Here is a 12793-nt window from a genome sequence, read left to right as displayed (position 1 = left end):
TGCGGAAAATTGGTGGATATTGGTCTGTTTTTGAGCGTATCGTTAAGATTTAATCTATTTTCATCGCGCCTGCTCCACGCGGACTGATTAATCTTATTGTGATTGGTTTTGCTCCGCAGATCATGATTTTTCATTTTTTTGGAGTACCTATGGACCAACTTCCATCCGACTTTTCTCCTGAGGAGTATCTGCGCCTGAATCCCGATGTGCGTGCGGCAGGTGTTGACGCTGCTACGCACTATCTTCAACACGGAATTGGCGAAAGAAGGCAATACAAAGTTATACGGTACGAGAGGCGAGAATCTCTTCCTGGTGAGAAGAGTTTCAAGCCGTTGCCACTTATTATAATTTCATACAATAGAGGGGATATGCTATGTCGCGCTATTGCCTCTTATCGCCGGCAATCAATTCCATTGGAAATTTTTGTGCATGACAATGGCAGTGATGACCGGCAAACACTTGAGATTCTTGATGACCTGGAGCGAGACGGGTTACAGGTTTTCAGGCGCCCACCTATTACTCATGCGGATGAGTTGAATCTCGTTGATGAAACGATTTCTGCTGTTTTTGCAGTTCGCGAACCCAATGCATATATAGTTACTGACTGTGACGTGGAACTCGCTAGCGTAGGTGCGGATGCCATTGAAATCTACCTGGCAATGCTCAATACATTCAATGACGTTGAGTGCATTGGGCCAATGTTGAGAATCGACGATATTCGTCAGAGTTACCCCCTGTTCGCTCGGGTAATGAATTTGCATATACGGCAGTTCTGGCATAAGAGTCCGGAATTTTTACGGGTTCTTGATCGGGAGGTCGCATACATTCGCGCACCGATCGATACGGCTGACTGCGACAAGCGCCGTGAACAGCTCGCGCACCTCTTGAGGGACCGCGCGCATGCCCGCGAGGTCGTGCGTTGCACACCGCCAGTGCTGGAGATTTCGGTCCAGGAATTCGCTCTCGAATGTCCGCACTCGCTCATCGTTGAGCGCGAAACCAAGCTGCCCGGCCATTCTCGTCAATTCGTCGAGGGGCGAGTCCAGCAGACCGTCGTAATCGACGACCGTGCGTAGCTTGTTGTGCGTGGCCTGAAGCGCGGGCACCATGTGGCCCAGCCACAGCGCGTACGATCTTTCTGGTGCGAAGCCGTTTCTCTTTTGCAGCGACAGGCCGACACTGACCGGATTGCGGACGGCAATGACGTAGGCGACGCGCAGTTGAGCCTGATCGAACACGGGCTGCCAGAAAGCCAGCAGGCGTGAAAGTCGGGGGTCTTTGAGTGCGAATGTCCTGTTGCGGCACTTCTCGCGCAGGACCGAGGCGGCCCGCATTCGCAGGGCAGCCAGTTTTGCCGGATCGATACGGCTGAAATCCACGGGCGCCAGCGTGTGCCACTTGCTATGGGTGGCTGCGAGAATCTGCTCGTTGATCTCGACGATATCGAGATCCTCGAAAAAGCCCTTGTCGTTCTCGCCCGCTTTGGGCGTGCCCAGATGGTCGCCGAGATCGGCGCCCATGGTGACCATCGCGCGGTTGATGGCGCTCGTGCCACCGCGATGCATGCCGAGAACGACGATCAGCGTGCCGGTATCGGCGGTAGCCGCTGGTGCCGCAATGACAGATTCAAGGAAGTCCTGCTGGTTGTCGCTTTCCGCCGATAAAAGTGTAGCCACCTTGCCCCTACCTCACAAAAGAGACGCGAGTACGCGTCACTTGACCAGTGCGGGTTTTTTCCACCCATCTGATGAGGTAGAACGAGGAAGTCTATCCGAAGCAGTGCATGGCTCGATAACGAACTCTTACGAACCATTAAACGCTGTAATTTATGCGCGATTTGAAAAAATCAATTGCCAGAACCGGCTTCTGAGCGGTCGCCGCAAGAGTGGGTCAACGCGGCGCATTGGATGCGGCCAGGGGGCGACGGGCAGCATACGCAATCTGAACCGGCTCGCGTTCCTGACCCACAGGGCAAGTGCCCGTGAATGTGCCAATTTCATTTGCACCTGACGTTACGTCACGTCCTATAGTTGGCTCCCGACGACTGGATGAACCATGCGACTCAAGATCGGAGAACTGGCGAAGAAGGCGGGATTGAGTGTTCGGGCGCTGCATCACTACGATGCAATCGGGTTGCTGTCACCCTCGCAGCGGACGGATGGCGGCGCGCGGCTCTACGGGCGTGATGACCTGATCCGCCTGCATCGCATAGAGGCGCTGAAACGTTTCGGATATTCGCTTCCCGACATCAAGGCCAGCCTGGATGGCCAACTGGTCGGCACGCCGCTACAGATTCTGCGACGCCAGATCGCGGAGCTCGACGCACAGGCGTTGCGCGCGCAGCGCCTGAGTCGCCATCTGCAACACCTCGTCGACATGGTCGCCAGCGGCAGCGAGACTCCGGCGACTGACTGGTTGAACACTCTGGAGCTGATGAATATGTATCAAAGGCACCTCAACGACGAAGAACTCGACACGCTGTTTGCCTCGGGGCCGGATACGGTCACTCCGACGGATCCGTCATGGATCGAGCTGATCGATGAAGTTCGTCATGCCATGCAGCAAGCGCTGCCCGCTGACAGCGACGCGGCCGAGGCGCTGGCGTGGCGCTGGACCCGGCTCGTGATACGCCTGACCCGCAACGACCCGACGCTCGCCACCAAGCTGATGAAGATGCAGATTGGCGAGCCACGCGCCCAGCACATCGTTGGCGTCACGGCTGCGATGCTGGCATGGATCGACGAAGCGTTCACGCACGCGCGCTGCACGCTGTTCGCCAGGTATCTGACTCCGGCGCAGGCTAACGAGGTGCGGCGGCGCCAGCTCGATAACACTTGCATGCAAGCATGGCCGGCGCTGGTGATGGAACTGAGGGCGCACATGGAGGCAGGTGTCGAAGCCGGCGCCGCGCCCGTGCAGGCGATCGTCAGGCGCTGGCAGCAACTGTTTCGCGACAGCTTCTGTGGCGAAGACGCGGTCCTGGAGGCGCGTGTGCGCGATGCCGTGACGCGCGAACCGGATCTGCAACTGGGAGTCGGCTTCGACGATACGTTGCTGGCCTATCTGCACAAGGCGCACGCTGCCGGCTACGACATGACGCCGGAAAACGCCGGACCCAAGCCCAGTGCGCTGATGGTCGCAACTCAGCGGGCTGCGCATCAACTGCTGGATCGGCCGCTGGTGTTCGACGATCCGGTCGCGTTGACCATCCTCGGCGCGGCGGAGGCACAAGCGCTTTGTGACAACCTCGACAGGTTCCGCCATCCGATGTCGTTGGGGATGCGCAGTTCGGTGGTCGTGCGCAGCCGACTCGCCGACGACGTGTGGGCCGAGGCCGTCGAGCGCGGAATACGCCAGTATGTCGTCCTTGGTGCAGGCCTTGATACCAGTGCGTACCGGCAGCCCGACGCGCCGGGTCGTATCTTCGAGGTCGATCTGCCGGCCATGCAGCGATGGAAGCAGGCGCGCCTGCAAGAGACCGGAATCGCCGTGCCGCCGTCGCTGAATTTCGTGCCGGTCGACTTTGAGAGCGTCAGCCTTGCCGAGGGCCTGGCGCGTGCCGGCTTCGATGCCAATGCGCCGGCCATGTTTAGCTGGCTCGGCGTGACCATGTACCTCGACGAGGCCGCGGTCATCGAGACCTTGCGTTTCATCGCTGGTTGCGCCAAAGGTAGCGCAGTGTTATTCGAATACGCGATACCGCTGCCCAGCTTGCCCCCGATGATGCGTATCGCCATGGAGCAGTTGACGGCACAATTTGCCGAACGTGGCGAGCCGTGGAAGAGCTTCTTTGAACCCGCTGCGTTGACCGCGGTGCTGAACACGCTGGGCTTCAGCCACTGCAACAGCTGGACCCCGGACGAACTGAACCGGCGTTATCTGGCGAACCGCACCGACGGATTACACATCGGCGCGGCGCCCGCGCGTCTAATGCTGGCCACCGTCTGATTTTGCGTTTCATCGCCAACCTCCCGCCTCATGGGGAAAATTGCCGTGAAACACTAACACTCATCTCTGTCCAGAATGCCTGCAGCAGATGAGGTCATCGCCGGTGCGCCGCGAATATCCTTCGCTTGACGCGCTGGAGCATCCCATAGGGCGTCACGAAGTGCATCAGGCTCTTCGCAACCCCGGCCCAGTCGCGCCAGTTCAGCACATTCAGATGCGCGAGTTGCAGCCGCAGTGTCGAAACAATCTGACGCCGCCGCTTCGTGGCGCTGATCCCGCCTTCATTGAGTTCGTAGAAGAGCCCTTGCTCGGCCAGATTCTCGCAGTCGTAACGCTCCATCAGCCGCAGAAACAGGTCGAGGTCCTCGGCCGCCGGATATTTCACGCGATAGTTGCCCACCGCCCGAACCGCCTCCACGCGCAGCATGACCGAAGGATGGACGAGCGGTGAGCGAAGAAAACGCGTGCGCCTGAGCGTCCGCGCATCGGCGGGCGGCCGTAGCATGAAAAGCGGCTCCCCCGCGCGGTTCACCACCTGCGTCCACATACCCAGCGCGGCCAGCCTTGGCGATGCCTCCATGCGCGCGCGCTGCTTCGCGAGCCGCTGCGGTACGGCCAGGTCGCCCGCGTCGATACGCGCCGCATAGCGAAAGCCGCGCGCGGCGAGCGCGTCGATACCGGCCTCCAGTGCGCGCTCGATGCCGCCGTTTTTCGGCATGCGCAGAATCTCGACCCGCATGCCCGGCACCTCGGGCGCGACGATGGGGGGCGTGCTCCCGTCATCCACGACGAGCGCGTAAATCGGCGCCTCTTCCCGGAACGACGCGAGCGTGCGCTCGACATCGGCCTGGCCGTTATACGCGGGCATCAGCACAGCGACGTCGGCGAGCGCGCCCTCGCGCAGGGTCCCGGGGGTGTTCGTCATGAGGCGAGCTTGAGGCGGATGTAATAGAAGTTCACGCAGGCGGCCGCAACATAGCCGGCGGCGAGTCCCACGAGGGCGCCATAGGCGCCAAGGCGTGCGATGGCCACGAGGTTCACGGCAAAGGCTACCGCGAGTGCGAGCAGCCATTTCGCGAGCAGCACGAACCTGGCCTGGTATTTGAGCACGACGAGATTGCCGATCGCCTCGATACCCGCGGGCACGGAGAGCCACACGGCCCAGCGGAAGATATCCGTTGCGCCCGCATAGGCCGGCCCGAACACGCGGCCGATGATGAAGCCGGCCAGCGCGTCGAGCACGAGGGCGCCGGCGATCATCAGTACGGCCGTCATCGCGAAGATCCGCAGCAGATTGCGTTTGAGCCGGGCCGTTTCCTGCACGCGGTAGACGAAGGCGGGAGCGATGGTCTGGGCGAGCATCAGCGCGAGCGTGATCCAGTTTTCGTTGAGCTGCTGGGCGGCCGAGTAGCGGCCCAGATCCGCGAACGAGATCGTGCGTTCGAGCATGAGCCGGTCGAGTTTCAGGAACAGATACATGCAGATGAGCCCGAGCCAGAACACGGTGCCGGCCGTGGCGAAATGCCGGAACAGCGTGCGGTCCACGTGCCAGCCGAGCTTGCCGCCGTGGCGGCGCCGGTAGTAGAGCACGAGCGCCGCGCCAATGGCGGCCGATTCGAGCGCCCACAACCAGCCGAAGCCGGCAGGCCGGAACGCCGCCCGCGCAAGCAGGACCACGAGCAGCGCCTTGATCACGGCGGTCGTCATGCTCGCCAGCAGTTGCGGCTTGCTGTACGTCATGCTCTGGAGCCAGGCGTTGATGACGCCGACGAAGGGCTCGCGAAACAGCATCGTCACGGCAAGCCCGGCGAGCATAGCCCCGACGAGCGGATCGGTCGCGCCCGCCGCGATGCCGATCCAGGTGACGACGAGCGCGGCGGCCGAAACGCCGATGCGCAAGGCGAACGCGCTGCCGAGCACCGTGCCCAACTCCTGCGGCGGCCGGTTGACGATGGTCGGCACGAGGATTTCCGCGCCGCACACCCAGGTAATGGGCGCGAGCACGAGCAGCAGGGTGTTCGCGTACTGCCATTTGCCGAACACGTCCGGGCCGAAGTCGCGCGCCAGCACGCCGCTGATGACGATGGCGACTGCGATCTGCGTGACCCGTTCGAGGCCGAGCCATACGATATTGCTCAAGGCCCGGGCGACGTCGGGGTTGGCGTAGCGTTTCACGCTCAGCATGGCTTACCCGGCCGGGCACGCCGCGTGCTCAGGGGGCGCCCCTCGGGCAGCAGGATTTTTTGCGACATTAATTTTGTCGTCGGGGAGAAACGGCGGGGCATTAAAATAGGTGGTTAACAGGGCCAAACAGTGCCAGGCAGTGCAAAGTCGAGTGCAACGTCCGGCCGGACGGCCGAAAGACGGCAATTATAGTTTGTAACGGATTCGACTTTTCGTAACCGCCTGCAGAAGACCGCGGGCCGGCTGTGTTACGAATAGCGCGTACTTCAATGGAAAGCGAGCCTCATCATGATCTCTCAATCGATTTTCAAGGCCTATGACATTCGCGGCGTGATCGGCAAGACGCTCGACACGGATACCGCCCGCGCCATTGGCCGGGCGTTCGGCAGCGAAGTGCGCGCGCAGGGCGGCGATGCCGTCGTGATCGCGCGCGACGGCCGGCTTTCGGGGCCGGACCTGATCCGCGCGCTGGCCGACGGCCTGTGCGAGGCGGGTGTCGACGTGGTGGACGTGGGCATGGTGCCCACGCCGGTGGGCTACTTTGCCGCGAGCGTGCCGCTGAAGCTGCCGGAAGGCGAGCGCCAGGTGGATTCGTGCATCGTCGTGACGGGCAGCCACAACCCGCCCGACTACAACGGTTTCAAGATGGTGCTGCGCGGCAAGGCGATCTATGGCGACCAGATCCAGGCGCTCTACCAGCGCATCGTCGATAGCCGCTTCGACGCGGGCGAGGGCAGCTACACGAAGTACGACATCGCCGACGAATATGTGGCGCGCATCGTGAGCGACGTGAAGCTCGCGCGTCCGCTGAAGATCGTCGTCGACACCGGCAACGGCGTGGCGGGCGAGCTCGCGCCGCGTCTCTTCAAGGCCATGGGCTGCGAACTGGTCGAGCTGTTCACGGAAGTGGACGGCAACTTCCCGAATCACCACCCGGACCCGGCGCATCCTGAGAACCTGCAGGACGTGATCCGCGCGCTCAAGGAAACCGATGCCGAGATCGGCTTCGCGTTCGACGGCGACGGCGACCGTCTGGGCGTGGTGACGAAGGACGGCCAGATCATTTACCCGGACCGTCAGCTCATGCTGTTCGCCGAGGAAGTGCTTTCGCGCAACCCGGGCAAGGAAATCATCTACGACGTGAAGTGCACGCGCAATCTCGCGAAGTGGGTGAAGGAGAAGGGCGGCGTGCCGCTCATGTGGAAAACGGGCCATTCGCTCGTGAAGGCGAAGCTGCGCGAGACGGGCGCGCCGCTCGCGGGCGAAATGAGCGGCCACGTGTTCTTCAAGGACCGCTGGTACGGCTTCGACGACGGCCTGTACACGGGCGCGCGCCTGCTCGAGATCCTCTCGCGCGTGGCCGACCCGAGCAAGCTGCTCAACAGCCTGCCGAACTCGCACGCCACGCCCGAACTGCAACTGAAGCTCGAGGAGGGCGAGAACTTCGCGCTGATCGCGAAGCTGCAGAAGGAAGCGAAGTTCACGGGCGAGGACGAGATCATCACGATCGACGGCCTGCGCGTGGAATATCCGGACGGCTTTGGCCTCGCGCGTTCGTCGAACACGACGCCCGTGGTGGTGATGCGCTTCGAGGCCGACAACGACGCGGCGCTGGCCCGCATCCAGGCTGACTTCAAGCGCGTGATTCTCGCCGCGAAGCCGGACGCGAAGCTGCCGTTCTGACCTCAGGGGGCCATCTGCATCCAGCGATGCGGGTGGCCCCGAAAAGCCGGCCGTCTACGGCGCGCCGTCCGCCGACGACAGACCAAGCCCCTCGATCAATGGTGCAAGCTGTGCCGGCGCGGGCCGCCAGCGGCGCACCGAGCTTGCGTAGATCGGCTGGCGCACCTGCAGCGAACTTGCCGTCGCGACCGCGCGGTCGGTGCGGTGAAAGTCGAGACAGGCCGGATCCCATTCGAGCCCGCAATGGTCGAGCATCCGCCGTGCTTCGCGCGGCAGGTCGCCGACCATGTCTTCGTATCGCACCTCCAGCATGACGCCGGGCGGCAAGACCGCGCGCCAATGGTCCATCAGCCGCTCGTACGCCGCGTAGTAGCGCCCGAGCTCGCCCAGCTCGAAGCTGAACGGCATCATGGTCAGCAATCGGGAAAACGACGAGAGGCAGCAGTCGACGGCATCCCGCCGTGCGTGGATGATCCGGGCGTTCGGCAGCGCAAGGTGAATCAGGCCCAGGTTCATGAAGTTGGGCAGCGATTTGTCGACGACGCGTCGATAACCGGCGTCGATGCCACCCAGCAACCGGATGCGGCACAGGTAATCGGCGCCGAGCGCGGTGAAATCGTTCGCGTCCAGTTCGCCGAACGGGATCTCGTGACCAGGCGTGGCGCGGGATCCATGCCGCAGGTGCGCGTGGAGCGCATCGCCAAAGAACCCGCATTCGCCCGCGCCGTAGACATGCGGATGGCTCGACAGCACCTGCTCGATCAGCGTCGAGCCGGAACGCGGCATGCCGACGACGAACACCGGCGAGTCGCACGGATCGCCCCCGCCGCGTACCGCTTCCAGATGGGCCGGCGTGAACGTGTGCCGCAGTCGCTCGAAAGCCGCGAGCGTCTGTGCTTCGTCGTACCGCAGGCGTGCACGCTGCAGCGCATTGCCGCTCAGGTAATGATCGAACGCCGCGTCGCGTTCGCCTGATTCCATCAACGCGTCGCCGAGCGCGAAATGCAGATAGATACGGTCTTGCGGCCCGAGCTCCGCCTCGCGCTGCGCGAAGCGCGCGAGCGCCGTAAAACAGGGGTCGTCGCGCGTCAGGCGCGTGACCGAGGCGAGATTGCGGTAATGCATGACCTCGCCGGGCGCTGCGTCGATTGCATGCTGATAGGCGCTTCGCGCGTCGTCGAGACGATTCAGTTCGCGTAGCGCGTTGCCCCGGTTGCCGTGCGCGGCCGCATACGCGGGGCGCAGCGCGAGCGCGCGGTCGTAGTCCGCCAACGCTTCGGCATGACGGTTGAAGTGCCGCAACAGGTTGCCCCGGTTGTTTAGCGCCTCGACGAAATCCGGCTCCAGTTCCAGCGTGCGGTTCAAGCTGGTCAGCGCTTCGTCGTGGCGATCGAGGCCGCGCAGCAACGTCCCGCGGTTGTACCAGACGGCGGCCTGACCGGGCTGCAGCGCGAGGGCCCGGTCGTAGCTCGCGAGCGCTTCGGCACGACGGCCGAGAAGGTGCAGCGCGTCGCCGCGGCCCGCCCACGCGTCGGGGCGCTGCGGCTGCAGCCGTTGCGCGGCAGCGTAGCCGTCCAGCGCTTCGGCCGGCCGGCCGAGATCGCGCAGCAGGTTCGCGCGGGCGATCAGGATATCGGCGGACGCGGGCGCCAGGGCGAGTGCCCTGGAAAGTGCCGCAAGCGCGTCCTGCGGCCGGTGCATCGCCTGCAGGGCGAGGCCCAGATCAGCGTGGAAGATCGCCCGTTCGGGCTGAACGGCGATCGCGCGTTCGAGCAGTTGCGCCGCGCCGGCAGGGTCCCCGCCGGCGCGACGCAACAGCGCGTTTGCATGCAACGCGTCGGCATGCGCGGGATCGGCCTGCAGGATCTGCTGCAGGCAGGCCTCGGCGTCTGCGTGCTGCCCCTGCCGCAGCAGGGCCTGCGCCCGCTGGAAGGTTTCGTTCAGGTTGATGAGGGGGCGGGACATGGGACGACTAGGCCGCTTGCGAACGAAACTCGACTTTTTGCCGGCCTACCACCTGGGTCGCAAAATCCGCATCGTCCGGGATCGGCTCCCAGAAAAAATCATGCTGAAAGAGCGGGATGCGGTTGAATTTCTGCGAACGAAAAATCCCCCGGTTTCGCTTGAATTCGCTGTAACGATCCCCCTTGAACTGCTTGCCGACCGATGTGAACGGCAGCAGTCTTTCCGCAATGTCCTGCTGGATCAATTCGTCTGATTCGTTTTTGAACCGTTCGAATGCCGGAAACTGATCGCGGCATATCACCTGAATCGCCGTTTCCGGCAAGGCGTATCGCTGCGCCCAGAGCACATGCCACCCGGAGTCGACGTTATTGATGAAGTCCACGAGCCGCCGGCTCAAAATATAGGCGTCGGATTCGATGTGGATTATTTTGTCCGCGCCCAGATTTTTGGCGATCTCGAGCGAGTGCAGAAAGCTGCGCCACCAGCCAGGGTAGGCCGAAAGGCTTTGTCGTCCGAGATTATCGTCGAAGCGAACCAGCAGATTGCGGGCACTGCTCTGCGCGATATCGTCCGAGTGATGAACGACCTCGATTTCCTCGCGTGGCGGGGAAAACGGAGACCCGTCATCGATCATGATTTTCTTTTCTGCAACGATGGGCATTTTGTCGTAGTAATGCAGCCATCTCTGGTACCGGTGTGTCCAGGCATCCCGGTCTTTGATGTAGCTCGTGCAGAAAATAAAGGACTTCATTGGCGCATACCTGGTGTTCGTTTCGGGTTTGGCCGCCTGGGTTTCGGCCCCGTGGGCCTGGGCCGTGGGTTTGGCCACCTGGGCACCGTAATTGTACATGGGCACGATGGCACGGCCGGCGACGGGCAGGGCCCGGTGGCGGAAGCGGCGTCGCGCTGGCCTCTGCCGCACGAGGACACGCTCCGCGAGCCGCGCGCGGCGCCCCCGTTGCTTTTGCCCGACGGCGCGCCCGCTCGCGCTAGAATCACGAACCTTTAACGCATCTTTCGGCGCAGTTCGCCGGTATTTCTCTCTTGAGCGTGCAAAAAATCCTCATCGTGCGCGTATCGTCGCTGGGCGACGTCGTCCACAACATGCCCGCGATCGCCGACATCCGGCGGCGGCATCCCGACGCGCAGATCGACTGGCTCGTCGAGGAAAGCTTCGCGTCGCTCGTCGAACTCGTGCAGGGCGTGCGTCGCGCGATTCCATTTTCGCTGCGCCGCTGGCGCAAGGGCCTTTTTTCAGCCGCCAACTGGCGCGAGATCGGCGCGTTTCGCCGCGCGCTCGCGGCCGAGAAGTACGACCTCGTGATCGACTGCCAGGGCCTCATCAAGACGGCCTGGGTGGCAAGCTGGGCCCGTGGCCCGCTCGTAGGCCTCGGCAACCGGACGGAAGGCGCGGGCTACGAATGGCCCGTGCGCTTCTTCTACGACCGGTCGATCCGCATCGAGCCGCGTACTCATGTGGTCGAGCGCACCCGGCAACTGGTCGCGGCGGCGCTGAACGAGCCGCCGCCCCAGCCTGCCGACGACATCGACTTCGGCCTCGACACCGCGCGCGCGGCCCAGACGCTGGCGGGCGTCGGCCTGAACCTGCCGGTCCCCTACGTCGTATTCGTGCACGCCACGTCCCGTGCCGACAAGCAATGGCCCGACGCCAGCTGGATCGAGCTGGGCCAGGCGCTCGTGCGGCGCGGCGCCTCGCTCGTGCTGCCCTGGGGCAACGACGCGGAGCGCGCCACGAGCGAGCGCCTTGCGCGCGAGTTCGGCGAGGCGGCCATCGTGCCGCCGAAGCTCTCGTTGCCCGCCGTGGTGGGCCTGATCGACGGCGCAGCGGCGACCGTGGGGGTTGACACAGGTCTCGTCCACATCGCGGCGGCGCTCAAGCGGCCGACCGTCGAGTTGTACAATTTCGCGACCGCTTGGCGGACGGGCGGCTACTGGTCGCCGAACATCACCAACCTGGGCACCGCCGGCCAGCCGCCGACGCTCGCGCAGGTCAAGACCGCGCTGGCCGGCTTTGGGCTGCTGTAGTCACCCGATCGTCACCCGATCCACCGCTTCCAGGGGCGACCATGAACGAATCCCAGATCATCGAAATCACGTCCGGCGACTGGCACGGCCAGCAGCTTTCGCGGCCGCGCGAGACGCTGCTCGATGCCGTCGAGCAGGGCAAGGTGCTGTACTTTCCGAACCTGACGTTTCCGGTGGAAGGCGGCGAGCGCGCGCTGCTCGACCCGGCCATTGCCGACCCCAAGCGCAAGAACATCAGCCTCGACCCGAACGGCGGCGCGCTGCATGGCGTACTGGGCGACGCGGTTACGCAGTCGGCCGTGCGCGCGCTCATCGCGCGCTACCAGACCTGCGCGCGCACGCTCGTCGACGGCCTTTTTCCCGAGTACGACGGCAAGCTGCGCGTCGCGCCGACCAGCCTGCGCCTGCATCAGGTGGAAACGCGTCAGACCTCGTGGCGCAAGGACGATTCGCGCCTGCACGTGGACGCGTTTCCGTCGCGCCCCAACTACGGCGAGCGCATCCTGCGCGTCTTCACGAACGTGAACCCGAATGGCGCGCCGCGCGTGTGGCGCGTGGGCGAACCCTTCGAGGACATGGCGAAGCGCTTTCTTCCGCAGATCAAGGCGCAGATGCCGGGCTCGGCGTGGCTGCAGCATCTGCTGCACATCACGAAGTCGCCGCGCAGCGAGTACGACCATCTGATGCTGCATCTGCACGACGGCATGAAGGCCGACCTCGACTACCAGAAGTCGAGCCCGCAGGAGACCATCGGCTTTCCGCCGGGCAGCGTCTGGGTGTGCTTCTCCGATCACACCTCGCATGCGGTGATGTCCGGCCAGTTCATGATGGAGCAGACCTTCTTCCTGCCGGTGAAGGGCATGGTGCACCCAGACTGGGCGCCGCTCGGCATTCTCGAACGCCTCAAGGGCAAGGAACTCGTTTGAGCGCGCGTATCCTCATGCACCCCATGCTTTGCGCCATGGCG

General features: G+C 63.6%; 9 protein-coding genes and 1 pseudogene. 5 read left to right on the top strand and 5 right to left on the bottom strand.

Going from position 1 to position 12793, the window contains the following annotated elements; translation table 11 throughout:
• Positions 1–122 precede the first annotated feature (122 nt).
• Positions 123–500 (top strand): annotated as a pseudogene (locus WJ542_RS16920) (glycosyltransferase family 2 protein); the annotation flags it as partial.
• 294 nt (positions 501–794) lie between these two features.
• Here WJ542_RS16920 and WJ542_RS16915 read toward each other — a convergent pair.
• Positions 795–1676 carry a sulfotransferase family protein gene (locus tag WJ542_RS16915; RefSeq protein WP_411190603.1) on the bottom strand — a complete coding sequence of 294 codons (882 nt, stop codon included), beginning with the start codon at positions 1674–1676 and terminating at the stop codon, positions 795–797.
• Positions 1677–2055: 379 nt separating this feature from the next.
• On the opposite strand from WJ542_RS16915, the gene WJ542_RS16910 reads away from it, so the two are divergent.
• On the top strand, positions 2056–3948 hold the full coding sequence (locus WJ542_RS16910; protein ID WP_411190385.1) for an SAM-dependent methyltransferase: 1893 nt from the start codon (positions 2056–2058) through the stop codon (positions 3946–3948).
• Positions 3949–4042: 94 nt separating this feature from the next.
• Here the strand turns inward: WJ542_RS16910 and WJ542_RS16905 are convergent, their stop codons facing one another.
• Together WJ542_RS16905 and WJ542_RS16900 are read right to left on the bottom strand one after the other, a co-directional pair.
• Positions 4043–4873, bottom strand: a complete 831-nt coding sequence (locus tag WJ542_RS16905) for a glycosyltransferase (protein ID WP_411190384.1) — start codon at positions 4871–4873, stop codon at positions 4043–4045.
• Positions 4870–6132 (bottom strand): oligosaccharide flippase family protein, encoded by a 1263-nt coding sequence (locus tag WJ542_RS16900; protein ID WP_411190383.1) that lies wholly within the window; start codon positions 6130–6132, stop codon positions 4870–4872. Before WJ542_RS16900 ends, WJ542_RS16905 begins: the two co-directional genes overlap by 4 nt.
• A gap of 288 nt (positions 6133–6420) precedes the next feature.
• On the opposite strand from WJ542_RS16900, the gene WJ542_RS16895 reads away from it, so the two are divergent.
• Positions 6421–7815, top strand: a complete 1395-nt coding sequence (locus WJ542_RS16895; protein ID WP_411190382.1) for a phosphomannomutase/phosphoglucomutase — start codon at positions 6421–6423, stop codon at positions 7813–7815.
• Positions 7816–7869: 54 nt separating this feature from the next.
• Here the strand turns inward: WJ542_RS16895 and WJ542_RS16890 are convergent, their stop codons facing one another.
• Both WJ542_RS16890 and WJ542_RS16885 read right to left on the bottom strand, forming a co-directional pair.
• A complete protein-coding gene (locus WJ542_RS16890; RefSeq protein WP_411190381.1) occupies positions 7870–9780 on the bottom strand; it encodes a tetratricopeptide repeat-containing sulfotransferase family protein in 1911 nt (636 codons plus the stop codon).
• Positions 9781–9787: 7 nt separating this feature from the next.
• Positions 9788–10702 (bottom strand): hypothetical protein, encoded by a 915-nt coding sequence (locus WJ542_RS16885; protein ID WP_411190380.1) that lies wholly within the window; start codon positions 10700–10702, stop codon positions 9788–9790.
• 122 nt (positions 10703–10824) lie between these two features.
• Here WJ542_RS16885 and waaC point away from each other — a divergent pair, with 122 nt between their 5' ends.
• Entirely contained in the window at positions 10825–11826 is a 1002-nt protein-coding gene (gene waaC, locus WJ542_RS16880; protein WP_411190379.1) for a lipopolysaccharide heptosyltransferase I, read from the top strand.
• Between the two features lie 41 nt (positions 11827–11867).
• Positions 11868–12752: a Kdo hydroxylase KdoO gene (gene kdoO / locus WJ542_RS16875; RefSeq protein ID WP_411190378.1), complete on the top strand. Its 885-nt coding sequence runs from the start codon at positions 11868–11870 to the stop codon at positions 12750–12752.
• Positions 12753–12793 lie beyond the last annotated feature (41 nt).

Source organism: Paraburkholderia yinzeri (genome assembly GCF_046581065.1).
GTDB lineage: Bacteria > Pseudomonadota > Gammaproteobacteria > Burkholderiales > Burkholderiaceae > Paraburkholderia.
The sequence above is the reverse complement of the archived record's forward strand: the minus strand, read 5'-3'. Positions and strand labels throughout refer to the sequence as shown.

Excerpts from the sequence above, each read along its gene's own strand:
- WJ542_RS16905 (WP_411190384.1), bottom strand. The coding sequence starts at position 4,873 with ATGACGAACACCCCCGGGACCCTGCGCGAGGGCGCGCTCGCCGACGTC.
- kdoO (WP_411190378.1), top strand. The coding sequence starts at position 11,868 with ATGAACGAATCCCAGATCATCGAAATCACGTCCGGCGACTGGCACGGC.
- WJ542_RS16910 (WP_411190385.1), top strand. The coding sequence starts at position 2,056 with ATGCGACTCAAGATCGGAGAACTGGCGAAGAAGGCGGGATTGAGTGTT.
- WJ542_RS16890 (WP_411190381.1), bottom strand. The coding sequence starts at position 9,780 with ATGTCCCGCCCCCTCATCAACCTGAACGAAACCTTCCAGCGGGCGCAG.
- WJ542_RS16900 (WP_411190383.1), bottom strand. The coding sequence starts at position 6,132 with ATGCTGAGCGTGAAACGCTACGCCAACCCCGACGTCGCCCGGGCCTTG.
- WJ542_RS16895 (WP_411190382.1), top strand. The coding sequence starts at position 6,421 with ATGATCTCTCAATCGATTTTCAAGGCCTATGACATTCGCGGCGTGATC.